General features: G+C 73.3%; 19 protein-coding genes. 13 read left to right on the top strand and 6 right to left on the bottom strand.

From position 1 onward, the window contains the following. Position 1: 1 nt before the first annotated feature. The 4 genes from J0911_RS05165 to J0911_RS05150 form a co-directional block, all read right to left on the bottom strand. A complete protein-coding gene (locus J0911_RS05165; protein WP_207274398.1) occupies positions 2-1,075 on the bottom strand; it encodes a prephenate dehydrogenase in 1,074 nt (357 codons plus the stop codon). Continuing rightward, positions 1,072-2,076, bottom strand: coding sequence for a prephenate dehydratase (locus tag J0911_RS05160; protein ID WP_207274397.1), 1,005 nt, complete (start codon positions 2,074-2,076; stop codon positions 1,072-1,074). Before J0911_RS05160 ends, J0911_RS05165 begins: the two co-directional genes overlap by 4 nt. Further along, positions 2,073-2,927, bottom strand: a complete 855-nt coding sequence (locus J0911_RS05155; protein WP_207274396.1) for a hypothetical protein — start codon at positions 2,925-2,927, stop codon at positions 2,073-2,075. Before J0911_RS05155 ends, J0911_RS05160 begins: the two co-directional genes overlap by 4 nt. An 81-nt stretch (positions 2,928-3,008) precedes the next feature. Continuing rightward, complete coding sequence (locus J0911_RS05150; protein ID WP_207274395.1) at positions 3,009-4,778, bottom strand: FAD-binding dehydrogenase; 1,770 nt, start codon at positions 4,776-4,778, stop codon at positions 3,009-3,011. Positions 4,779-4,815: 37 nt separating this feature from the next. Here J0911_RS05150 and glgX point away from each other — a divergent pair, with 37 nt between their 5' ends. From glgX to J0911_RS05135, 3 genes are all read left to right on the top strand, one after another. Next, complete coding sequence (glgX, locus tag J0911_RS05145; RefSeq protein ID WP_207274394.1) at positions 4,816-7,137, top strand: glycogen debranching protein GlgX; 2,322 nt, start codon at positions 4,816-4,818, stop codon at positions 7,135-7,137. Positions 7,138-7,337: 200 nt separating this feature from the next. Next, complete coding sequence (locus J0911_RS05140) at positions 7,338-8,114, top strand: electron transfer flavoprotein subunit beta/FixA family protein (protein WP_207274393.1); 777 nt, start codon at positions 7,338-7,340, stop codon at positions 8,112-8,114. Between the two features lie 13 nt (positions 8,115-8,127). Continuing rightward, the gene (locus J0911_RS05135; RefSeq protein ID WP_207274392.1) at positions 8,128-9,111 is read left to right on the top strand and encodes an electron transfer flavoprotein subunit alpha/FixB family protein; all 984 of its coding nucleotides are present in this window, start codon (positions 8,128-8,130) and stop codon (positions 9,109-9,111) included. A gap of 97 nt (positions 9,112-9,208) precedes the next feature. Here the strand turns inward: J0911_RS05135 and J0911_RS05130 are convergent, their stop codons facing one another. Continuing rightward, positions 9,209-9,895, bottom strand: a complete 687-nt coding sequence (locus J0911_RS05130; RefSeq protein WP_207274391.1) for an SDR family NAD(P)-dependent oxidoreductase — start codon at positions 9,893-9,895, stop codon at positions 9,209-9,211. 139 nt (positions 9,896-10,034) lie between these two features. On the opposite strand from J0911_RS05130, the gene J0911_RS05125 reads away from it, so the two are divergent. The 5 genes from J0911_RS05125 to mnmA all read left to right on the top strand — a co-directional run bounded on the left by J0911_RS05125 (position 10,035) and on the right by mnmA (position 17,242). Then, entirely contained in the window at positions 10,035-10,889 is an 855-nt protein-coding gene (locus J0911_RS05125) for a helix-turn-helix domain-containing protein (protein ID WP_207274390.1), read from the top strand. Positions 10,890-10,968: 79 nt separating this feature from the next. Next, positions 10,969-12,159 (top strand): HesA/MoeB/ThiF family protein, encoded by a 1,191-nt coding sequence (locus J0911_RS05120; protein ID WP_207274389.1) that lies wholly within the window; start codon positions 10,969-10,971, stop codon positions 12,157-12,159. 89 nt (positions 12,160-12,248) lie between these two features. Then, positions 12,249-14,372, top strand: a complete 2,124-nt coding sequence (locus J0911_RS05115; protein WP_207274388.1) for a PhoX family protein — start codon at positions 12,249-12,251, stop codon at positions 14,370-14,372. 231 nt (positions 14,373-14,603) lie between these two features. Beyond that, the gene (locus J0911_RS05110; RefSeq protein ID WP_278186746.1) at positions 14,604-15,851 is read left to right on the top strand and encodes a cysteine desulfurase family protein; all 1,248 of its coding nucleotides are present in this window, start codon (positions 14,604-14,606) and stop codon (positions 15,849-15,851) included. Further along, entirely contained in the window at positions 15,848-17,242 is a 1,395-nt protein-coding gene (mnmA, locus tag J0911_RS05105; RefSeq protein WP_207274386.1) for a tRNA 2-thiouridine(34) synthase MnmA, read from the top strand. Before J0911_RS05110 ends, mnmA begins: the two co-directional genes overlap by 4 nt. A 225-nt stretch (positions 17,243-17,467) precedes the next feature. Here mnmA and J0911_RS05100 read toward each other — a convergent pair whose 3' ends face one another. Continuing rightward, positions 17,468-19,633 carry a prolyl oligopeptidase family serine peptidase gene (locus J0911_RS05100; RefSeq protein WP_207274385.1) on the bottom strand — a complete coding sequence of 722 codons (2,166 nt, stop codon included), beginning with the start codon at positions 19,631-19,633 and terminating at the stop codon, positions 17,468-17,470. Positions 19,634-19,878: 245 nt separating this feature from the next. Here J0911_RS05100 and J0911_RS05095 point away from each other — a divergent pair, with 245 nt between their 5' ends. The 5 genes from J0911_RS05095 to J0911_RS05075 are packed head-to-tail and all read left to right on the top strand — an operon-like array spanning position 19,879 to position 24,377. Beyond that, complete coding sequence (locus J0911_RS05095) at positions 19,879-21,714, top strand: ATP-binding protein (RefSeq protein ID WP_207274384.1); 1,836 nt, start codon at positions 19,879-19,881, stop codon at positions 21,712-21,714. Then, positions 21,711-22,124 carry a roadblock/LC7 domain-containing protein gene (locus J0911_RS05090; RefSeq protein ID WP_207274383.1) on the top strand — a complete coding sequence of 138 codons (414 nt, stop codon included), beginning with the start codon at positions 21,711-21,713 and terminating at the stop codon, positions 22,122-22,124. The genes J0911_RS05095 and J0911_RS05090 overlap by 4 nt, the downstream gene beginning before the upstream one ends. Before the next feature lie 28 nt (positions 22,125-22,152). Further along, positions 22,153-22,509, top strand: a complete 357-nt coding sequence (locus J0911_RS05085) for a DUF742 domain-containing protein (protein ID WP_192862585.1) — start codon at positions 22,153-22,155, stop codon at positions 22,507-22,509. Further along, a complete protein-coding gene (locus J0911_RS05080; protein WP_207274382.1) occupies positions 22,490-23,098 on the top strand; it encodes a GTP-binding protein in 609 nt (202 codons plus the stop codon). Before J0911_RS05085 ends, J0911_RS05080 begins: the two co-directional genes overlap by 20 nt. 22 nt (positions 23,099-23,120) lie before the next feature. Further along, positions 23,121-24,377, top strand: coding sequence for a cytochrome P450 family protein (locus J0911_RS05075; protein ID WP_207274381.1), 1,257 nt, complete (start codon positions 23,121-23,123; stop codon positions 24,375-24,377). The last annotated feature ends 61 nt before the right edge of the window (positions 24,378-24,438 follow it).

The raw sequence follows: 24,438 nt of genomic DNA, 5'->3' as shown, positions 1-24,438 counted from the left end.
GTCAGGTGAGGACCGCCGTCGTCGGCTCCATCAGGACGACGACGGCGCCCGCCGCGCACCGGTCCACCAGCACCGCCGGCCAGTCGCCCTCCAGCGGGACACGCTGCTCGGGTGGCGGGTCGGTCTCGCGGAGCGGGATCTCGGCCACGCCGTTCGCGCCCCGGCCGGGCACGTGCCCGGCGCGCCGGCCGCGCAACGGCTCGGGCCGGTCGAAGAACCAGCCCGTGGGCGCGTTCGAGTCGAGCGCGTCGGCCAGCATCTCCAGGTCCCGTGCCGCGAGCCGCAGCGCGGGTCCCACCCATGCCGCGTTCTGCGTCACCATCGCCTCCGTGCGCCGGGGGTCGCCGTAGGCCACGCGCGTCCCGTCGCGGAACGACCCTGCCGCGAGGCCGAGCGCCACGTCGCGCACCGGCGCGCCGGCCACCAGGCCGAGCAGTTCGCCCGCCAGCACGTGCGGCACGTGGGACACGAGCGCCGCGGCCTCGTCGTGGGCGTCGTCGGTCAGGACGGCGGCCGTGCCGCCGAGCTGCGCGGTGATCAGGCGCAGCACGCCCGCCAGCCGGTCGGGGTCGGTCACGGTGACCGGCACCGGCCCGTCGTTCCCGGGCCGGACGGCGGCCGGCTCCGCGGTCATGTCGACGGTCACCGCCCACCGGATACCGCGCAGCAGGTCCGGGAACGAGGCGTCGAAGCCGCTGTGCTCGGTTCCCGCCATCGGGTGCGCTCCGACGTAGTGCCCGGCCAGTCCGGCGTCCCGGATCGCCTCGCGCACCGGGCCCTTCACCGAGCCGACGTCGACGACGGTGGGGTCCCAGCCCGGCTCCCGGCCGAGCGCCTCGGCCACCTCGCCGGCGACCGCCCGCATGGCCCGTAGCGGCACGGCCAGCACGACCGTCTCCGGACGGTTTCCGCACAGCGTCGCGACGTCGTCGGCGATCTGCATGCCGGCCGACCGGGCCGCCGAGCGCGCGCCGTCGGACGGGTCGGTGGCGATCACCGGGACACCGGCTCCCACGAGGGCCCGGGCGAGCGACCCGCCGATCAGGCCGAGGCCGACGACGCCCACCGAGGTCACCACAGCAGTCCCCGGCTGATCTCGTCGGTGCCCGCGTCCACGGTCACCGAGCCGACCGGGACGTGGTCGGGGTCGAGCGTGCCGTCGACGTCGAGGTCCGGCGCGGGGAACACGCCGAGGGTCTTGAGCGCGTCGCCCGCAGCCAGGAGATCGCTCAGCACGGTGCGCGCGCCGGACTCCCAGGCCGCCTCGTCCAGCGTGATGACGAAGACGTACTGGCCCTGCCGCGCCTTCAGCGGGCGGGTGATCAGGCTGGACATGTTGACGCCCGCACGGGCGAACGTCTCGGTGATCCGCGCGAGCACGCCCGGGCCCACCAGGTGGGGCGTGACCGCGAGCATCGTGCGCCACGCCGAGGTACCCCGGGCGAGCGCCGAGTCCAGGTGTCCCCGGGCGGCGTCCCGCGGGGCGAGCACGAGGAAGCGCGTGCGCCCGCCCCGGAAGTCCTCGACGGCGCGGGCATGAGTGTCCAGCCCGTACAGCTCGCCGCAGAGGGGCGGGCCGAGGGCGACGGTGTGCGGGCCGGCGTCGCGGCAGGCGGCCGCGTTGGACGACGACGGTGTCGGACGCAGCCCGCTGTCCGCGACGAACCGCGAGCACTGCGCCAGTCCGTGGGGGTGGGCGCTCACCTCACGCAGCTCGGCGTGGTCCGGGCGCACGAACGCGTCGAACGAGACGTCCAGCACGACCTCGTCGACGGCCACGACGTCGGGGCTTCCGATCAGCGCGTCCAGTGACGGCACCACGTAGCCCTCGACCGAGCTCTCGATGGCGACGACGCCGACGTCGGCGGTGCGCGCCGAGACCGCGTCGTGCACGTCCGCCACCGTGGTGCGCGGCTGGGCCGCATCGGACCGCCCGCCGGCCGCCGCAGTGCCCGACGCGGCGGACACGAGCCCTCCGTCGTCCCCCTTGGCGCGGAGCGCGAGCCACTCACGGACCGCCTGGTGCGTGAACGTGCCCTCCGGGCCGAGGTACGCGGCGCGCAGCGCGCCGCTCACAGCTCGCCCGCCCACTGCGGCGCGGCGCGGTCGGGGCCGGGCTCGAACGTCGCACCCGGCAGGACGGCGAGGGTACGGTGCGCGATCCCGCGGGTGTCGAGCTCGTCGACGAGAGCGGACAGCACCGCCGACGTCGGGCAGGAGAACGACGTGAAGAACACGTGCGGCCCGGTGAGGGACGCCTGGCTGCGCAGGTGCTGCAGGTCGATCCCGGCGTCGGCGATGACGGCGAGCGTGGGCTGGAGAGATCCGCGGTGGTCGTCGTACGGGCCGAACGCCAGCCACACCTGGGCGGGCGCGGTGAACGCGGGCACGACGTCGCGCGCCCGGAGCAGGCCGTACCAGACCGGTCCCCGGTCGGCGAGGACGGCGCTGTCCGGCAGCTCGGTGAAGCCCGCGGGCACGCGGGACCTCTCCACGACGAGCGAGCCGTCCGGCCCGGCGAGTGCGACGCGCTCGGCCACCGGGGTACGGGTGGGAACCAGGCGCGGGTGCACGCCCAGCCCGCGCAGGACGGCGGCGCAGTCACGCAGCCCGGCCTCGTCGACCACGACCTGGCCGCCGGAGCTGCCGCCGGCGCCCACCCAGACCCACTGCGGCTCGACCGGCACGGCCGCGGTCACGACGAGCGACGGGGAGCCCTCCAGCAGCGCGCGTTCCAGCCCCGGCGAGGGCTGTTCCGGGTGGCCGAGGTGCACGACCGCCGCGAGGTCGGCGATGCTCGCGACGGTGGCCAGCGTGTCGGCCGTGGTACCCAGGTCCAGCAGTTCGACGGGTTCGGTGGACCACCCCTGCGCGCGCGCCGCGAGCAGCGCGTGCGCGGAGGACTCTCGTTCGTCGCGTCCCAGCATGGCACCGAACCTACTGCGCCGGGCGGGCTTTCGCGTCATCTGTCCGCCGGTCGGCAGCGCTCGGACGAGCACGGCCACCACTCACGCGAGCTGTCCCGCCACCGCCCGTCCGGTGGTCCGCCCGGTGAACACGCACCCGCCCAGGAACGTGCCCTCCAGCGCGCGATGGCCGTGCACGCCGCCGCCGCCGAAGCCCGCCGCCTCGCCGACCGCCCACAGCCCCTCGACCACCTCACCCGCCGGGTCGAGGACCCTCCCCGCCGGGTCGCACCAGAGGCCGCCCAGCGTCTTGCGGGTCAGCACGCTCAGCCGCACGGCGAGCATGGGGCCGTCGGCCGGGTCGGTGAGCGCACGCGCCGGTGCGACGCGGATGCGCCGGTCCACCCAGAACGACCGCGCGGCCCGGGTCGCCACGACCTGCGGGTCCTTCCCGAGGCCGGACAGCACCTGCGCGTCCCGGGCCGCGACGACCCGCGCGAGCGCGGCGGCGTCGATGTGGCCCGTCGAGCCCGGCGTCGCCTCGGTGAGGGCGTTCATGCCGGCGGCGAGCTCGGCCGGCGTCGCGCCCCAGACGAACTCGGGGGACTGCTCCGCGAACGTCCGCACCGGTACCGCCTTGCCGCGCACGCGCTCGATGAGCTGCGGCACCGACTTCCCCGTCAGGTCCGGGTTCTGCTCGGAGCCCGACAGCGCGAACTCCTTCTCCATGATCGTCGTGTTCAGCACGAACCAGGAGTGGTCGTCGCCGCGGCTCGTGAGGTGCCGCAGCGCGCCCAGCGCGTCGAATCCCGGGTAGAGCGGCGCGGGCAGGCGCCCGCCGTCGGCGTCGAGCCAGAGCGACGACGGGCCCGGCAGGATCCGGATGCCGTGGTCGGTCCAGACGGGGGAGTGGTTCGCGATGCCCTCCGGGTAGTGCCACATGCGGTCCTCGTGGACCAGCGCCGCCCCGGCCTCGCGCGCGACGCCCAGCATGAGCCCGTCCGTCGAGTCGGGCACACCGGACAGCATGCGTGCGGGCAGGGTGCCCGCCTCCCGGGGCCAGCGGGCACGGGCGAGGTCGTGGTTGGCGCCGATGCCGCCCGAGGCGATCACGACGGCCTGGGCGTGCAGCTCCACCTCACCCGTGACGTCGCGCGACGACGGCGTGCCCCGCCCCGAGAACGGCGCCCCGGCCGGGGCGCCGTCGTCGGCCAGCACCTCCGCGCGCACCCCGGTCACGACACCACCGGAGCGCAGCACCTCGACGACACGGTGACGGAACCTCAGGTCGAGCAGACCGGCGCGCACCGCCTCACGGGCGGCACGCACGAACGGTTCCAGAAGGCCAGGCCCCGTGCCCCACGTGACGTGGAAGCGAGGGACGGAGTTGCCGTGCTCGACGCCCCCGTCGCCCCCGCCCGTCACGGGATAGCCGCCGCGCTCGGCCCACTGCACGAGCGGGAACCAGCGCACGCCCTTGCCGTGCAGCCACGGACGCATCTCGCCCGCCGCGAACTCGACGAAACCCTTCGCCCAGGCGTAGCCGTGCCGGTCGGGGCCCTCGCCACGGTCCGCACCAGGGGTGAACCGCGCCGAACCGAGCCAGTCGGCGAACGCGAGATCGGCGTCGTCGCGCACGCCGACACGCCGCTGCTCCGGGGAACCGACGAGGAACAGGCCGCCGAACGACCACCACGCCTGGCCGCCCAGCGAGCGGGCCGGCTCCTGGTCGACGACGACCACCCGTTTCCCGGCCGCGGCCAGCTCCGTTGCCGTGACCAGGCCGGACAGGCCCCCGCCGACCACGATGACGTCCGTGGCGACCGCGTCGTCGCTGATCGCGGGACCGTTGTTGGAGACGGCGTCAGACATGACGGAAGCGTAGCGGTAGACGTGCCACGATGGGGCCATGACCGTGACTCCGCAGCGCGTCCCCGGAGACCCCGAGCCGCGGCCGGTCGTCCGGCCCCTGAAACAGCCCACCCGGCACCGCAGCCACGTGCCGCCGCTCGGCGTCCACCCCACCCCCGACGGAGGCATCGACGTCGCCGTCCTCGCGTCCCACGCCACGGCCATGGACCTCTGCCTCATCGACGCCGACGGCTCCGGCGGTTTCCGGGAACGCCGCATCGAGCTCGAAGGGCCCGTCTACGGCGTCTGGCACACCCACGTACCCGACGTCGCCCCGGGCCAGCGCTACGGCTTCCGCGCGTACGGGCCCTGGGACCCCCGGGCCGGACTCCGCCACAACCCGGCCAAGCTCCTCGTGGACCCCTACGCCCGCGGTCTGGTCGGAGAACTCCACCACGTGCCCGAGGTGCTCGGATCACCACAGGTCGGCGACGACGGCACCCTCCGGGCAGACCCCTACGGCCCACCCGACGACCGCGACTCGATGCCGCACGTACCGCACGGCGTCGTCGTCGGACCGCTGACCCCGCCCCAGCCGCTCACCCGGCCACGGGTGCCCTGGGCCGACACCGTCATCTACGAGGCCCACGTACGCGGCCTGACCCTCCTCGACGAACGGATCCCCGAGGACCTGCGCGGCACCTACGCCGGGCTCGCCCACCCCGCCACCATCGAGCACCTCACCTCGCTCGGCGTCACCACCCTGGAACTCCTGCCGATCCACGCCTCCGCCACCGAGGCCCGCCTCGCCACGCAGGGCCTGACCAACTACTGGGGCTACAACACGCTCGGCTTCTTCGCCCCCAACAGCTCCTACGCCACCCGCGCCGCACAGGAGCGCGGCGCCGAGGCGGTGCTCGACGAGGTGCGCGGCATGGTCCACCTCCTGCACGCCGCCGGCATCGAGGTGCTGCTCGACGTCGTCTACAACCACACCTGCGAAGGCGGCGACGACGGCCTCCACCTGTCCTGGCGCGGCCTCGACAACCCCGTCTACTACCTGCACGACGGCGCCTCCCCGGCCGCGCTCGCCGACGTCACCGGCACCGGCAACTCGCTCGACTTCCGGCGGCCGCGTGTCATCCAGCTGGCCCTCGACTCCCTGCGCTACTGGGCGCAGACCATCGGCGTGGACGGGTTCCGGTTCGACCTGGCGGTGACCCTCGCCCGCGGCTCCTTCGGGTTCGACCCGGACCACCCCTTCCTCGTCGCACTGCAGACCGATCCCGTCCTGTCGGGGCTCAAGCTCGTCGCCGAGCCGTGGGACGTGGGCCCCGGAGGCTGGCAGACCGGGCAGTTCCCCCCGCCGCTCGCCGAGTGGAACGACCGGTTCCGCGACGCCGTCCGCGGGTTCTGGCTGGACGCCCCCAAGCACGGCTCGCACGGCGGCCCGATGAGCGGTCTGCGGGAACTCGCGACACGCCTGGCAGGGTCGGCCGACCTGTTCGGCCCCGGCGACCCGCCGCTGGTGCGGGGCCCGGTGGCCTCGGTGAACTACGTCACCGCCCATGACGGCTTCACCCTCGCCGACCTGGTCGCCTACGAGCACAAACGCAACCACGCCAACGGCGAGGACAACCGCGACGGCACCGACAACAACCTCTCGTGGAACCACGGCCTCGAAGGCCACTCGCCGCGGGGCGACGACGCCACCACCGAGCACTGGGAGGCGATCGTGCCGCTGCGGCGGCGCTCGCAGCGGAACCTGCTCGCGATGCTCCTGCTCGGGGCGGGCACGCCCATGATCACCGCCGGCGACGAGTCCGGGCGCTCGCAGGCAGGGAACAACAACGCGTACGTGCAGGACAACGAGGTGTCCTGGGTGTCATGGAAGCTGGACGCCGCGAGCGAGGACCTCCTCGCGACCACACGCTTCCTGGCGAACCTGCGCCAGGAGCACCCCGCCCTGCGCGCCGACTCGTTCTTCCTCGGCACCCCGCGGCCCCACGAGCCCGAACCCGACCTGCTGTGGTTCGCCGAGAGCGGTCGGCTCATGGACGTGGCCGCCTGGGACACACCGGGCCGGCGTGTGCTGCAGATGCTTCGATCGGGCCCGGGTGACGACGACGCGGACGTCCTGCTGGTGATCAACGGGGGCCTGTCCGACGTCGACGTGACCCTGCCGCCGGTCCCCGGCGCGTCGAAGGCCGCCGGCGAGGAGGGGGCCGGCTCGGAAGCCGTCCGGGAGAAGTGCTGGGACCGGGTCTGGGACTCCGCCTGGGACCGCCCCGAACCCCCGGACGAGGAGGAACGCCACTGCGACGCCACGACGACGCTCGACGCGCTGAGCGTCCAGGTGTTCCTCGCCGCACGGTCCTGACTCCTCCGCAGGACGGCCCGCACGCCGTCGCGGATGCGGTCGGTCGGTCGTCGAGCGGTCGGTCCCCTGTCCGTGCGGTCGGTCGCTCGGGGGACCGACCGCTCGACATCGGACCGACCGCTCGGCGTCCGCTCCGCCGGTGCGTCCCGACTGGCGACACCGGGCGCATGCCGTCCGGTCCGCCCGGTTAGGGTTCTGCCATGCGCATCGTCGTCACGGTCAAGTACGTCCCCGACATCAACACGGACCGGGGCTTCGAGGACTGTCGCGTCCGCCGCACGCCCGACGAGGGCACCCTCAACGAGCTCGACGAGAACGCCGTCGAGGCCGCCCTGCAGATCGTCGAGGCGGCAGGCTCCGGCGAGGTCGTCGCCCTGACGGTGGCGCCGCCCGACGGCGACCCCGCGCTGCGCAAGGCGTTCCAGCTCGGCGTCGACCGCGGCGTCCGGGTGTCCGACGACATCCTTGCCGGCGCCGACTACTTCGCGACCGCCGCGGCCCTGGCCGCCGCCGTCCGGAAGCTCGAGTCCGAGGGCCCCGTCGACCTGGTGATCACCGGCATGGCAGCGCTCGACGGCCTCGGCTCCGTGGTCCCCACGCTGCTCGGGGCAGAACTCGGCCGCCCCGCGCTCACGCTCGCCAAGAAGGTCGGCGTGTCCGACGGCGTCCTGTCCGTGACCCGCGAGCACGACGACGTCACCGAGGAGCTCTCCGCGCCGCTGCCCGCGGTGCTGTCGGTGACGGACACCGCGAACCAGCCTCGGCTGCCCAACTTCAAGCGCATCATGGCCGCGCGCGGCAAGCAGGTCGAGGCGTGGACGGCGTCGGACATCGGGCTGGACTCCGCACCCGCCGTGCGTACCCGGGCGCTGAACGCCGCTCCGCGCCCCGAGCGGCCCGAGGCGGAGCTCGTCACGGACAAGGGCGAGGGCGGCAAGGCCCTGGCCGCGTACCTGATCACGAACGACCTGGTCTGAGAGGGGACCCGAGATGACGAACCGCACGGTCCTGGTCCTGCTCGACCCGGCCACCGAGATCCGCACCAGTGCCCTGGAACTCTTCACGATCGCCCGTGCCCTCGGCACCGTCGAGGCGGTCGCCCTGGAGGGCGTAGGCGTCGAGGTGCTCGCCCAGCTCGAGGCGTACGGCGTCGAGTCCGTGCACCAGGCGGAGTTCTCCGACGCCGCCGGTCACGTGGTGACAGGTGACGAGCGCCACCTGCCCGCCGTCGTCGCGGCGGCCCTGGCCGCGGCCGTGCGCCGCGCGGACGCCGACGTCGTGCTGCTCCCGAGCAGCTTCGCGGCGAAGGAAGCCGCGGCACTGACCGCCCGCGCGCTGGACGCGGGCCTGATCATCGACGCCGCCGGGGTGTCCGAGGGCGACGACGGCCGCATCGTGGGGTCGAAGCGCGTCTTCGCCGGGTCGTGGGACACGTCGTGCGAGGTGACCACCGACGTCGCGGTGCTGACCGTGCGCGCCAACGCCGTCGTCCCCGCCCCCGCCGCGGCGCCCGTGAACACGCAGACCGAACCGCTGCCCGTCGAGGTGCCGGAGCTGGGCGTGACGCTCGCGTCGCGGGAGGTGAAGGCTCGCTCGGGCGACCGTCCCCCGCTGGAGGAGGCGGCGATCGTCGTCGCGGGCGGGCGGGGGACCGACGGCGACTTCGCGCCCGTGGTGGACCTGGCCGACGCACTCGGCGCGGCCGTCGGCGCGTCCCGCGACGCGGTCTTCGAGGGCTGGTGGGACACCTACGTGGGGCAGACCGGCGTCACCGTCGCACCGCGGGTCTACATCGGCGCCGGCATCTCCGGAGCGCCGCACCACCGGGGCGGCATGCAGGCGTCGCAGCACATCGTCGCGGTGAACAGCGACCCGGAGGCACCGATCTTCGAGATCTGCGACTTCGCGGTCATCGGCGAGCTGGCGGACGTCCTTCCCCAGGCGGCGGAAGAGATCCGCAGGCACAAGGGCTGAGCACCGGAGCGGCCCGGGGCCTTCGGCGAGGCCGCGGACGGTCATCCACGCGTCGTCGATCCGCGGCCGGGCGGCCTCGCCCGGAATTCCGGCACGGCTACCAGGGCATCACCCCGTGCTCGTCCTGGAGGGTTCCGGTCGGCCCGTCCGCGCCTCGGGTCGCCAGGCCCACGACGGTCCTCGCGCTCACCTCGGGCGGCCTCCCGATCCCGAGGCCCGCGGTCATGTCCGTGGCGGTGGTGCCGGGCTCCAGCGCGTTGAACGTGATGCCCGGATGGGCCTTGGCGTACTGCACCGTGAGCATGGTGGCGGCCGCCTTGGACGCGGCGTAGAGGGTGATGGGCAGGTGGAACTCCGGCCGGTCGGGGTTGGTCACCGCCCAGAACGACCCGGCGCTGCTCGAGACGTTGACGACGGTGGGGTTCGCGGAACGGCGCAGCAGGGGGAGCGCCGCCTCCGTGACTCGCACGATCCCCACCGCGTTGGTGTCGAAGGCGCGCAGCGCCGACGGGCCGTCGATGTCTCCGGCCGGCAGGATCCCCGCGTTGTTCACCAACACGTCCAAGCGGCCCTCGGCCGCACCGATCGTCGCCAGCGCGTCGTTCACCGACGCGTCGTCGGTCACGTCGAGGTGTACGAACCGCGCGCCGATCGCTGCCGCCGCCGACCTCCCGCGCCCGACGTCGCGCGCGCCGACGTAGACGACGTGCCCCAGCTCGAGCAACTGCTTGGCGGTCTCGAGACCGATGCCCTTGTTGGCTCCGGTGATCAGTGTGACGGTCATGGTTTTCCCTTCCTCGGTGTCTGGGCCGAGCGGCCGATGGTGACGCTAGGCCGGGCCGTCCTGTGCTCCCAGAGCCCTGTCGAGCCGGGGGTCCGGCAGGACCCTCCCTGCCGGCGTCACGGCGACCTACGCTCGTCGCATGAGCGAGAAGCCGAACGCCCTCGGCACGTACCTGCGCGCCCGGCGCGAGCTGGTGACGCCCGAACAGGCAGGCATCCCCGACCACGGCGTGCGGCGGGTGCCTGGCCTGCGGAGGGAGGAGGTCGCCATGCTCGCCGGCATCAGCGCCGACTACTACCTGCGGCTGGAGCGCGGGCGCGATCGAAAGCCGTCGGTGCAGGTGCTCGAGTCGATCGCGCGCGTGCTGCAGCTCGACGAGGATCATTTCGCCCACCTGCTGACCTTGGTGTCGGACGTGCCCCGTCGGCGCAGGCGCCGACCGCGCAAGGAGACCGTGCCATCCGGCGTGCTCACGCTTCTTGACTCCCTCGTGCAGCCTGCCTTCGTCGAAGGGAGGTACTTCGACGTCCTTGCCTCGAACACGCTCGCCAGGGCTCTCGATCCCGGTCTCGTCGTGGGCCGCAACCAGCTGAGGGACATGTTCCTGGACACTGGACAACAGGGGCTGTACCCGGAGTGGGAGAACGTCACGGAGTGCCTCGTCGCCAACCTGCGGCAGGCGGTCGGCAAGGACACCGACGATGCCCGCTTCGTCGAGCTGGTCGGAGAGCTTTCGCTGGCGAGCCCTCTGTTCCGCCGACTCTGGGCCCGCCATGAGGTCCGCGGGCAGAGCGGGACGCCGATCCGGCTCGATCACCCGCGGGTCGGAGAACTCACTCTCAACAGGGAGCGGCTGAGCGTCGGCGGGGCCGAGAGCCTGAACCTCGTCGTCTTCCACCCGGACCCCGCATCGGATGCCGCGGACAAGCTGGACCTCCTGGCCTCGGTGGACCTGCCCGCACGCGGCTCGTTGCTGCGCACGAAGCAGGGCTGAGGCCACGGGCGGGCACGTTCGTGATCGAACCGAGAAACCGAGCGGCACGGCGGGCGCCGCGGGCGCGCAGAATGGAGCCATGACGTCCCTGCCGCCGCTGGTGCCCCTCCGGGGTCCGTTGCCGCCCGAGGAGCGCCGCCGCGCCGCCCGGCACCTGCTCCTGGACGGTTTCGGGCCCGATGCGCAGGCCCGGCTCGCGGGGGCACGCGTCGTCGTGATCGGTGCCGGCGGGCTGGGGTCGCCCGTGCTCCAGTACCTGGCCGCCGCCGGCGTCGGCACGCTGGGGATCGTGGACGACGACGTGGTCGCGCCGTCGAACCTGCAACGCCAGGTGCTGCACGGGGACGGCGACGCGGACCGCCCCAAGACGACCTCGGCCGCCGACGCCCTGCGCGTGCTGCGCGGACCCGGCCTGAAGGTCACCGAGCACCGGCTGCGCCTCGACGAGGCGAACGCGCGCGAGCTCCTGGCCGGCTACGACCTGGTCGTGGACGGCTCCGACACGTTCGCCACCCGGTACGCCGTGTCCGACGCCGCCGCCGCGCTCGGCATGCCCGTCGTGTGGGGGACGGTGCTGGGTTGGGACGGCCAGGTCGCGGTCTGGTGGTCCGCCGCGCCGGACGGCCGCGCCATCACCTACCCCGACGTGTTCGGGCCGCAGCCACCCGAGGGCGAGTCCTGCGAGACGGTCGGCGTGCTCGGCCCGGCGTGCGGCGCGGTCGGCTCGGCCATGGCGGTCGAGGCGGTCAAACTTCTCACCGGTACGGGCGACGTCGCCCTCGGGCGCATCCTCGTGTACGACGCGCGCACGTCCGGCTGGGACACGATCCCGCTCACCGCGCCCGAACCGGCATCCGGGCCCCGACCGGCGTCCGCGCCGGAACCGGCTCTCGCGCCGGAACCGGCATCCGTGCCGGACGACGGCCGTCCGCCTGCCGCCACCGGCGCCGGCCGGCCCGGCCCGCCCGGGGCCGCTACCACCGGCGCCGGCACCGCTGAGGCGGCCGCCGCCGTGCGCCTGCCCGACGGCGTGCTCGTCGTCGACGTCGGACGCCTGCCCGCTCGGCTCCCCGCCGGGACCCCCGCCGTCCGGGCAGGGCTGGAGGCGCTCGCCGCCGGGGACCTGCCCACGATGCTGGCCGACCACCCGCCCGACGCCCCGATCGTCGTCGTGTGCGAGCAAGGCCTGCGGTCACGGGGCGCCGCCATGTTGCTCACCGACCTGGGCTGGCGCGACGTCACGCCCGCAGGTCACCTCCTGTTCACCTGAGCGTCCCTGCCCGGTCGGGACGAGGTCACGGCCCGCTCCTAGCGTCGGCGGCGACCGTCCCCCCTCCCCGCCAGACCGGAGTCACCACGATGACGATCGCTCCCGAGTCGCGCCCGTTGCTGCCCGTCGCGACCACACCTCACTACGCCCGCGGCAAGCGCGTCGCCGCCACCTGCTACTGGAAGTGCGCCGACCAGTGCGCACACCCGGCGCCGAACGTGAGCGCCAACGAGTACTTCCGTGACGTCGCCTCCAGGGCCCTGTCGCGCCGCGTCATGCTCGGCGGCATGGCCGTCGCGGCGGGCGCGGTGGTGGTGGGCGCCGAGGCGCTGGGCGCGGAGCCGGCCCAGGCCGCCACGCTCACGGGCCGCGGACACGGGCACGGACACGGCAAGGGCCTGTCGTTCGGCCCGATCGAGACCCAGGACCGGCTCGTCGACGATGTCGTCGTCCCCCGGGGCTACGAGTGGTCGACGATCATCCGCTGGGGCGACCCGATCCTGCCCGGCGGCCACGCCTTCGACGTGACCGCCCAGTCCGAGGCGCAGCAGAAGCTGCAGTTCGGCTACAACGTCGACTACCTCGACATCCTCCCCGAGCACCCCCGCGACATCCGGTCGATGGTCGAGACCCGCCGTGGCCGGCGCGGCCTGCTCGTGACGAACCACGAGTACACCAACCCGGACATCATGTTCGACGAGTCCTACGACGAGGCGACCAAGCGTGCGGTGCAGCGCGCCGCCCACGGCATGTCCGTGGTAGAGGTGGTCCGCCGCCGCACCGGCGATCCGTGGACCTACCTGCGCGTCGCCCCGAAGAACCGCCGTGTCCACATGGACACCGAGTTCACGATCGACGGCCCGGTGGCCGGCCACGACCTCATGAAGACGGTCGAGGACCCCACCGGTACGACGGTCCGCGGCACCCTGAACAACTGCGCCGGCGGCACGACGCCGTGGGGCACCGTGCTGTCGGGCGAGGAGAACTGGCACGGCTACTTCAAGGTGGCCGGCGGCGACCCCCGCGACGCCCGCTACGGCCTCTCCTCGAGCCCCACCCGGTACGGCTGGGAGCTGGACGACCCGCGCTTCGACACCTCGAACCCCGGCTACGAGAACGAGCACCACCGCTTCGGCTGGGTGGTCGAGATCGACCCGTACGACCCGACGGCCGCCCCGGTCAAGCACACCGCCCTCGGCCGGTTCAAGCACGAGGGCGCGAACGTCATCGTCGCGCCGGACAAGCGGGTCGTGGCCTACATGGGCGACGACGAGCAGTTCGACTACGTGTACAAGTTCGTGTCGAAGAACGCGATGCGCAACGGCCACAGCCACTGGGCGCGCGCCCACAACAAGACCCTCCTGAGCGAGGGCGACCTGTACGTCGCGAAGTTCACGGGCGACTCCCCGGCCGCGGAGATCGACGGCACCGGCGCCCTGCCCTCCGACGGCGCGTTCGACGGCACCGGTGAGTGGCTGCCGCTGGTCGTCGACGGTGCCTCGGCGGTGCCCGGCATGTCGGTCGAGGAGGTCCTCCTCTTCACGCGCGTCGCGGCGGACACCGTCGGCGCCACGAAGATGGACCGTCCGGAGGACGTGGAGCCCAACCCGTTCACCGGGAACGTCTACGTCGCCTGCACCAACAACTCGAGCCGCGGTTCGAGCGGCCGGGAGGGCGCGACCGAGCCGAACCCGCGCAACCAGAACCGCGACGGCCACGTCGTGGAGATCGTCGAGGGCGACCAGACCTCCACCGACTTCCGCTGGAACCTGCTCCTCGTCGCCGGCGACCCGAGCCAGAACGACTCCACGTACTTCTCGGGCTTCCCCGCCGACAAGGTCTCGCCCATCTCCTGCCCCGACAACGTGGCGTTCGACCAGCAGGGCAACCTCTGGATCTCCACCGACGGGCAGCCCTCGGCCATCGGGCGATGCGACGGCATCTTCCGGGTCACCCTCACGGGCCGCAAGCGCGGCAACGTGGAGCAGTTCCTCTCGGTGCCCCGCTCGGCGGAGGCCTGCGGCCCCCTGATCGACCTGCGTGACGAGATGGTCTACGTCAACGTCCAGCACCCCGGTGACGACGGCTCGTTCGCCGAGCCGACGTCGCTGTTCCCGGACTACCTCGACGCCGGAGAACGCGGGCCCGTGGGCTCGTGGCGCGGTCCCCGCCCGTCCACCGTGCAGGTCTACAAGAAGCGCGGCCGCCGCTGACATCCGGCAGCGGGTCCGCCGAGCCGGTGCCGTGGCGGGAACAGGTCCCGCCACGGCACCCACCCGGCACCACCCTCGCGCGAGCCGGCGCCGTGGCCCGTCCACGACGCCGGCTCGCGCTCCGTCCGGCCGGATGCCCGGCAGGCCGACCTCCTCGCCGGGACCGGCACCGCCGCGGGAAGCAAAAGCACTCCTTCGCGGTTCGTAGACTTGATGGACGTGACCGCCTCCCTGACCGAGCCCGTCACCGGGCACCCGGACGGCCCCGAGCCGCCGCCGGACGCCGGTGCCTACCTCGACCACGCCGCCACCACGCCGATGACCTCGGCCGCCCTGGCGGCGTTCGTCGAGCACGCCCGCCACACCGGCAACGCCTCCTCCCTGCACTCGGCCGGCCGGGCCGCCCGGCGCACCGCCGAGGAGGCCCGCGAGATCGTCGCCGGAGCCCTCGGCGCCCGCCCCAGCGAAATCATCTTCACCGCGAGCGGCACCGAGGCCGACAACCTCGCGATCAAGGGCATGTTCTGGGGGCGCCGCGCCGAGGACCGGCGCCGCACCCGCATCCTGGTGTCCGCCGTCGAACACCACGCGGTGCTCGACCCCGCCTTCTGGCTGGCCGGGCACGCCGGCGCCCAGGTGGTCCTCCTCCCGGTCGACACCGAGGGCCGGCTCGACCTCGACGCCCTGCGCGCCGAACTCGCCGCGCACCACGCCGAGACCGCACTCGTGTCGGTCATGTGGGCGAACAACGAGGTCGGAACCGTTCAGCCGATCCACGACGTCGTCCGCATCGCCCGCCACCACGGCATCCCCGTCCACGTCGACGCCGTCCAGGCCGTCGGCCAGCTTCCCGTGGACTTCACCGCGTCCGGCGCGGACGCCATGACCGTCAGCGGCCACAAGCTCGGCGGCCCCGCAGGGGTCGGCGCCCTGCTCGCCCGCCGCGACCTCCCGCTCGACGCGGTCCTGCACGGGGGCGGCCAGGAACGTGGCGTCCGCTCCGGAACGCTCGACGTGCCCGCGATCGCCTCGTTCGCCGTCGCCGTGCGCGACGCCGTCGCCAGGCGGGAGAGCCACGCCGCACGCGTCGCCGCCCTCCGCGACTCCCTCGTCGCCCACGTCCGCGACGTCGTCCCCGACGCCATGCTCTGCGGGCCCGACCCGCGCACCGATCCCGGCGGCCGCCTGCCCGGCAACGCGCACTTCGCGTTCCCCGGCGCCGAGGGCGACTCCCTGCTCTACCTCCTGGACTCCGCGGGCATCCAGGCCTCCACCGGCTCCGCCTGCCAGGCCGGCGTGCCCCAGCCCTCGCACGTCCTGCTCGCCATGGGAGTTCCCGAGACCGCCGCACGCGGCGCCCTGCGGTTCTCGCTCGGCGCCACGTCCACACCGGCCGACGTCGAACGACTCGCCGCCGCCCTCCCGCAGGTGGTCGAACGCGCCCGGGCGGCCGGGCTCGTCGGAGGTGGTCACGCATGAAGGTCCTCGCAGCGATGTCCGGCGGCGTCGACTCCGCCGTCGCCGCGGCTCTCGCGGTGGAGGCGGGGCACGACGTCGTCGGCGTGCACATGGCCCTGTCGCGCAACCGCGACCAGTTCCGCAACGGCTCGCGCGGCTGCTGCTCCATCGAGGACGCGGGCGACGCGCGACGCGCCGCCGACGTGCTCGGCATCCCGTACTACGTGTGGGACCTGTCGGAGACGTTCGAGGAGACGGTCGTGGCCGACTTCCTCAGCGAGTACGAGGCCGGCCGCACGCCCAACCCCTGCGTGCGCTGCAACGAGCACATCAAGTTCGAGGCCCTGCTCGACAAGGCGACGGCGCTCGGCTTCGACGCCGTCGCGACGGGGCACTACGCGCGGATCGAGACCCGTGAGGTCACGGCCGACACCCGCGGCCGCGTTCCCGGGCCCGCCGGCGCACACGCTCCCGACGGGCCCGGCGCGAGCCCCGCCCTCCTGGTCCGAGAGCTGCACCGCTCCCCGAACACGGCGAAGGACCAGTCCTACGTCCTCGCGGTGATGGGGCCCGAGCGCCTGGCGCGCGCCATGTTCCCGCTCGGGGGCTTCGCGTCCAAGGACGAGGTCCGCGCCGAGGCCGCGAAGCGCGGCCTGTCCGTCTCCGCCAAGCCGGACTCCTACGACATCTGCTTCGTCGCCGACGGCGACACCCGCGGCTTCCTGCGCGACCGGCTCGGTTCCCGGCCGGGCGCCGTCGTCGACACGGACGGCGAGGTCGTCGGCGAGCACGACGGCGCGTACGCGTTCACGGTGGGCCAGCGCAAGGGCCTCGGCCTCGGCCGCCCCGCCGGGGACGGGAGGGCCCGCTACGTCGTCGACGTGCAGACCTCGACCAACACGGTCGTGGTGGGACCGGCCGAGCTGTTGAGCGTGAACCGGATCGCGGGGGAGAAGGCCATCTGGTTCGACGGGGTACTGGCCACCACCCCGGGCGGCTCGTCCTCGGCGGACTCCGCCGTGCCGACCGACGCCGGCGGCTGGTTCGACGCCGAGGTTCAGGTGCGGGCCCACGGCACCCCCGTCCCCGCGCGGGTTCGCGCCCTGCCGGCGTCCGCCGGGCCGGTTCCCGCCGGGACGTCGTCGGCCGCGACGCCGTCGGACGCCCCGCGGTCGGCCGCCTCGCCGTCGGACGTCCCGCGGTCGGACGCCCTGCGGTCGGACGACTCGCCGTCGGGCACCCCGCCGTCGGCAGCGGCACCGTCGGCCGCGGCAGCGGCACCGGGCGGCGCCATGGAGATCGAGCTGACCGGTGAGCCGTTGCGCGGCGTCGCCGCGGGACAGTCGATCGTCGCCTACCGCGGCACGCGGGTCCTGGGCCAGGCCACGGTCGCCGCCGCCTGGCGCGCCTGACCCCCTCCCCGGGTCGCCGACCACGCCATCCCCTCACGACCACGCCACCCGTCACGACCACGCCATCCCGTCACCACCACGCCATCCCGTCACGACCACGCCGTTTCGGGCCGTGGAAGCGTGACCACACCGCAGGAATGGCGTGGTCGGCACATCATGGCGTGGTCGGCACGCGACGGCGTGGTCGGCACGCCAGGACGTAATCGGCAGAGGGCCGACAGCCGGTCAGGCGCCGCCCAGGCGCTTCCAGAGGAACGTCCAGTGGGTGGCCGCCATGTAGGCCGCCTGGCCGTTGTCCGCGGCGCCGCCGTGGCCTCCCTCGATGTTCTCGTAGTAGGTCACGTCCTTGCCGTGCGCGAGCATGAGCGCCGCCAGCTTGCGGGCATGGCCCGGATGCACGCGGTCGTCCTTGGTCGACGTCGTGAACAGCACGGGCGGATAGTCCCGGTCCTGCGAGAACAGGTGGTAGGGGGAGAAGCCCTGGAGGAACTCCCAGTCGTCCGTGTCGGGGTCGCCGTACTCCGCCATCCACGAGGCCCCGGCGAGCAGGTGGGAGTACCGCTTCATGTCGAGCAGCGGCACGCCCACGATCACGGCGCCGAACAGGTCCGGGTACTGCGTGAGCATGTTCCCCGCGAGCAGGCCGCCGTTCGACCGGCCCTCCATGCCCAGGCGCCCGGGCTCGGTGATCCCGGTGCGGACGATGTCGCGCGCCACGGCCGCGAAGTCCTCGTACGCCCTGTGCCGCTTCTCCCGGAGCGCGGCCTGATGCCAGGCCGGGCCGTACTCCCCGCCACCACGGATGTTCGCGACCGCGTACACGCCGCCCCGTTCGAGCCATGCCCGGCCGATCGTCCCCGAGTAGGCCGGCTGCAGCGCGATCTCGAAGCCGCCGTAGCCCCACAGCAGCGCCGGCGCCGTCGCGTCCCCGTCGAGCACGGCGGCCGGACCCACGAGGAAGTACGGCACCCGGGTGCCGTCGTCGGACGTGGTGAACCGTTGCCGTGCGGCGAGACCTCCGGCGTCGAAGCGGTCCGGCGCCGACTTGAGCGGCGCGGGCGGAGCCTGTTCGTCGCCGGGGCCGACGACGGTCCCGCGTGCGAGCGTCGGCGGGGTCAGGAAGCCCGTCGTCGTCACCCAGACGTCGTCGGAGTCGACCGCGTCGACCGCGCTCACGCCGACGGACAGCAGATCGCCCGCGACCGGGAACTCCGACCGCGCCCACGGCCTCCCCAGCACGTCGGCGGCGCCGGGGCCGTCCGGCACGTCCGGCGGCGTCAGGACGTAGGGCTGGTTGGTGACGTCGTCGAGCACGTTGACGACCAGGTGGTGCCGGGTCCACGTGGTCCCGGCGAGGGAGCGCGTGGGGGTCGGCTCGAACAGTACCGTCATCCGCCGCCGGCCGGCCAGGAACGCGTCGAGGGGTGCGGCGAGCAGAGATCCGGCCGGGTACGTCCTCGGTCCGTCGTCCCCGGTGACCTCCCAGTCCTCGCGCAGCCGTACGAGCAGCCACTCGCGATGCAGCCCGACGTTCGCCGAGCCCGGCACGTCGATCCGCACCAGCTCCTGCTCCGGTGTGCCGACGTGGCGGACCAGCCAGGTCTCGCTCGTGAAGAAGGACGGCGCCCGGACCACGAGATCGCGTTCGAACCCCGGGGTCCGGGACCGTCGCGCGGACACCGCCACATCGGTCGCCTCGCCCTCGAACACGGTCACCGCCTCCTCGGGCGGTGTCCCCCGGCGCCACAGCTTCGCGATCCGGGGGTACCCGGACGTGGTCGTCGTGCCCTCACCGAAGTCCGTCGACAGGTACACCGTGTCGGCGTCGACCCAGCCCAGGCTGCCCTTGGCGGCCGACCGGACGAACCCGCCCTCCGCGGCCGGCACGAACCGCTTGTCGACGAGGTCGAACTCCCGGGTGACGTCCGTGTCGGACCCGCCGGGGGAGAGGTCCACCAGCGCGTGACGCCACGGTTCCCCGGCGGCGAGCCGGTCGGGAGCGGGCCGCAGCACCGAGGCGCCGTGCCACACCCAGCTCTCCCCTTCCTCCTCGGCCAGGGCGTCCAGGTCGAGGACCGTCTCCCACTCGGGGTGGTCGGTCACGTACGACGACGGCGTCGTGCGCCGCCACACCCCGCGCACGTGCCGCGCGTCGCGCCAGAAGTTGTAGTAGTACTCGCCGATCTGGGAGACGTGCGGGATCTTGTCCTCCGCGTCGAGCACCTCCCGCACCTGCTTCTCGATCTCGTCGAACAGCTCGCCACCGAGCCGGGCCGACATGTCCGCGTTGCGGTCGCGGACCCAGCCCAGGGCGTCGTCGCCGGACACGTCCTCGAGCCAGGTGTACGGGTCGTCGCTCGGGGCGAGCGGAGTGCTGGGTACGGCAGTCATGAGGGAACACTAACTTTTCACACGTGGACCGGGCTTGCCTGCGCGGCGGGAGATGGCCGTTCCGGGGGAAAATTCCTGTTCACACCACGATTGAGGGGTACCGCCGGATTTCCTCCTGTGGTAGAACTCGACCCTGATGAGGGCTCCTCGCCCTCGTCGCGCCGCGCCGAGGAGGAAGGCCCTGGAGTGCCCTTCTCGTGCCGCGTGGCTCCGACGATGAATTCCAACATGGGGGGACCGGCTCTGTGAGCTCGACGTCTTCTACTCCGCCGAGCAGGCTGCGCCAGGTCGCGCCCTGGGTCAGTGTCGTCGGCGTCGCCGCCTTCGTCCTGGTGGCGCCCGCTCTCTACACGTCGCAGTGGGGCGGCAAGACCCTCGGCTGGATCGTGGGGATCGCCGCGATCCTCCTCGCCGTGGTCGCCGCGATCGTCGCGCAGCGCAGCGCCACCACCGACGTGGCCGAGAGCCGGATGTACGTGCACCGGGCGCGCGTGTTCGAGAAGATCGCCGAGGAGCGCCGCGCGGCCCTCGACGCGCTCGTGACGCAGCAGCTGCCGGCATTCCTCGCGAACGACCCGGTGCCGCCGCTCCCGCGGATCGACGACGACCAGTCGCTCAAGCGGCTGGAGGAAGCCGGGATCGCGCTGACGCAGGTCCAGGAGGAGCGCGTCGCCCGGCGCGACGCCGTCCAGGTGGCGGTGGTGTCGCTGGGGCGCAAGGTGCAGGCGTCCGCGCACCGCATCCAGGAGGAGGCGTCGCGCATGGTGCAGCGCCACCCCACCGACCCGGACATCCTGCAGACGTCGATGCGCGTCGACCACGCCGCCGCGCAGCAGGCGCGCCAGGCCCAGAGCCTTGCCGCGCTGTGCGGCGAGTGGCCCGGGCAGCAGTGGAACGAGCCGCTGGCGCTGCCCGACGTCGTACAGGGCGCGGCCGGGCGCATCACCGCCTTCCACCGTGTCGAGGTCTCGGGCGACCCCGGTGTCGCCGTGTCCGCGCGGATCGTCGAGCCGCTCATCCACCTCGTGGCCGAGCTGCTCGCGAACGCCACCCAGTCCTCCCCGCCCACCACGCAGGTGCTGGTCGCGCTGCGGCAGGTGCAGCGCGGCGCCGTCATCGAGATCGACGACTGCGGTGTCGGGCTCGACGCCAAGCAGCTCGACCAGGCGCGCGACATCGCCTCCGGCAAGAAGCAGGTCAGCATCACGGATCTCGGCGAGATCCCGCAGACCGGCCTCGCCGTCGTGGGCACCTACGCGCGCCGGCACGGCTTCCGCGTCGACATCACCGAGTCGGTCTACGGTGGTCTGCGCGCGATCGTGATGATCCCGGGAGAGCTGACGGAGCCCGTCGCGCCGTCCGACCTCGGTGGCTCCGGCGGCGGTGAGGCCGTGCGGGTCCCGTCCGTGCCCACCACCCCCAGCCTGCCGACGCGCGGGACGTCGTCGGCGGCGACCGCGATCGCGGACGTGTCGGCCCCGGCCGAGTTCTCCGACCCGGCCGAGGCCGCGGAGCCCCGCCGGAAGGCGGCCGAGCCCACGGAGCCGGTCACGCCCTTCTCGGGAGCGGTGCCGGCGGTCACCGCCGCACCGGAGGCGGCGCCGCGCGAGCGGACCGGCTCCCTCGCGGAGCCCGCCGGGCTCGCGGACGCCGTCGACGAGAAGGAGTCCACGCTGAGCGACGAACCATGGTCATCCCCGTCGACGCCGCCGTCGGCGACCGTCACCGACCGGCCGCCGCGCGGCCACGAGCGTCTGGAGGGGCCCGACACGACCACCACCACATCGCCGGGCTCCCCGGCCGCAGAGACTCGTCCGACCCGCCGCGGTCCGGACGACGACGAGTTCCCAGAGCCGATTGCCCTGCCGCAGCGGCGCTCCCGTCGTGAGGAGGCCGAAGCCATCGCTCCCACGGTGTCCGGGGAGTCCAACGGCAAGCACACCAGGTCCGTCCGGCAGCAGACGGCCGAGGAGGCCGGCCAGTGGATGGGCGCCTTCTTCAGCGTGGACAAGACGCCTGGGAACGCAATTGACAGCAGCGATCCGTCGGCGGATGCCGGCGCGACTTCGGAGGACCGATGACCACGCAGGCCGAAGGCATGACACAGGCCGACGAGAACAGCTGGATGCTCGAGCTCATCAGTGGCGTACGTGGAGTGCTCCACGTCGTGGTGCTCACATCCGACGGCCTGATGAAGGTGCGGACCGACCAGACTCCGCTGGACGTAGCGGACAAGGTCTCGGCCGCCTGCGCCGGACTAGCCGCACTGGGAATCGGTATGAGCAGGGAGTTCGGCACGAGCGACTCGATCCGCCAGATCGTCGTGGAGTTCGACGGCGGCTTCCTGTTCGTCCGCGGAGCCGGCGACGGCTCGCGGCTCGCGGTGATCACCGAGTCGAACATCGACCCGGCTCTGGTCGCACAGCAGATGCAGGCGCAGGTGCTCATGATCGGGGAACGCACCCTGGGTACCGAGGCCAGGGAGAACTGACCTCATCGAGGAGAGGCGGTAGCTCTATATGTCACAGGGGGACGAATATCGGGACCATCCGGTCCGTTCGTATGTTCTGACGTCCGGGCGCGCACACCCGACCCGCAACACCCTGCGCCCGGAGACGCTGCTGGTCGCCGTCGACGGTCGGCCCGCTCCGACCACGGCGACCCGCCAGCAGCGGGACCTGGTGCGCCTCTGCCGGGGAACGCTCGCGCTCGCCGAGGTCGCCGCCTACCTGGCCCTCCCGGTCAGTCTGGTCGCGGTGCTGGTGTCCGACCTGGTCGACTCCGGCCATCTCACGATCCGTTCCAACCACCAGGCACACGTCCTGCCCGGGCGGGACATCCTGGAGAAGGTGCTCGATGGACTCCGCAACATCTGAACCGACGGCAGGCCAGCACCTCGCGCCTTCGGTGGCGCGATCGGTGAAGGTGCTCGTGGTAGGCGCGTTCGGCGTGGGCAAGACGACCCTGATCGACTCCGTGAGCGAGATCGAGCCGCTGCGCACCGAGGAGCAGATCACGACGGCGAGCGTGGGTATCGACCCCAACCATCCGGAGAAGCAGACGACGACCGTGGCGCTCGACTTCGGGCGGCTCACGGTCTCGGAGGAGATCGCGCTGTACATGTTCGGCACGCCCGGACAGCGGCGCTTCTGGGACCTGTGGGCCGGCCTGGCCGACGGCGCCGTGGGCGCGCTCGTCATGGTGGACACCCGCAGCATCGAGGCCTCGTTCGAGGTGCTGGACCAGCTCGAACTTCGCACCAAGATGCCGTTCGCCGTGGTGATCAACCAGTTCCCCGACTCGCCGCAGTACCCGGTGGAACGCATCCGGGCCGCGCTCGACCTGCTGCCGACCACGCCGATCGTGCGGTGCGACGCGCGCAACCGGACGTCGTCGGCGCAGGCGCTGATCCAGTTGGTCGAGCACGCCCTGACCTTCCCTGCCTTCCAGAAGGCGCCCGCGTGACGCGGGCGGCCGGGAGCCGCACATGCAACCCAGGAGGCTGAACGTGGGCCCCGACCGGACCAGGCTGGAGAACGTGCCCTACCGGCCGGTGCTGCTCGGCGAGCACGACGTGCTCGACCCGTACTCCGACTACGAGCGCCTGCGCGAGAAGTGGGGCCCCGTCGCGCCCGTGGACATCGTTTCCGGCGTCCCGGCCTGGCTGGTGCTGGGTTACGAGGAGGCGGCGTCGATGCTGCGCAGCGAGATCATGTTCTCGCGCGATCCTCGCAACTGGACGTACGTGCGGCGGCGCGCGCTCCCTCCGGGGCTGCTCGCGGTCATGGCGCCGCGGGAGAACGCGTACTACGTGGACGGGCCGCGCCACCGCCGGCTGCGGGCCCCGATCGACGACGCGTTCACGACGATCGACGAGACACGCCTGCGGGTGTCGGTGGAGGTGGCCTGCGACGCGATCCTCGACGGACTGGCCAACCGGGGCGAGGCGGACCTGATCCACGACTTCACGGTGCCGCTGTGCGTGCACCTGCTCGCCGAACTGCTGGGCCTGAGCCACTCCGACGCGCAGCGGATGAGCATTCTCACCCGCGACATCTACGCGGCGACCGACGCGGCCGTGTCCGCGTCGGAGGAGATCATGCAGATCATGCTGGAGCATGTGGCCGCCCACCGGCTGGAGCCGGGGGAAGACCTGACCACGGCGATGCTCGACCACTCCGCGATGGAGAACGACGTCGAGGTGATGACCACGCTCGCCGAGATGTTCGTCATCGCCCACGACGCCGAGGTCGCCTGGGTGGCCGGTGCGCTGCACATGCTGCTCACCGACGACCGCTTCGCCGCCCGGTTGTACGGCGGGCGGCTCGACGTCACGGGCGCGGTGGACGAGGCGTCCCGGATCCGGCCGCCGGTGGTCAACGTCCTGCCGCGGTTCGCGCGTCAGGACTGCGAGCTCGGGGGCCGCGTGGTGGCGGCGGGCGACGCGCTGATCCCGGCGATCGCGGCGGCGAACGCCGACCCGGCGCTGGCCATCGACGACCCCCTGTCCGACGCGGGCGGTCGGTACCACCTGACCTGGGGCGTGGGGCCGCACAGCTGCCCCGCGCAGCGGGTGGCGTCCATCATCGGGCGGACGGCGATCTCCGCCGTGGTCCACCGTATCCCCCAGATGCGGCTCGACGTGGCGCCGGAGGACATCCGCATGGCGCGCTCGTTGTGGACCCGGTATCCGGCGGCCCTGCCCGTGCGGTTCACCGAGCCGCTCCAGGCCAGCCGCTGGTGACGCGGGACGTACTCGCTCTGGCCCGCGCCGCAGGTTGAACATTTCTCCTATACCCCCTGTT

It is taken from the genome of Myceligenerans salitolerans, from assembly GCF_017349295.1.
Classification (GTDB): domain Bacteria; phylum Actinomycetota; class Actinomycetes; order Actinomycetales; family Cellulomonadaceae; genus Myceligenerans; species Myceligenerans salitolerans.
This window is presented reverse-complemented; position numbering and strand designations above follow the sequence as displayed.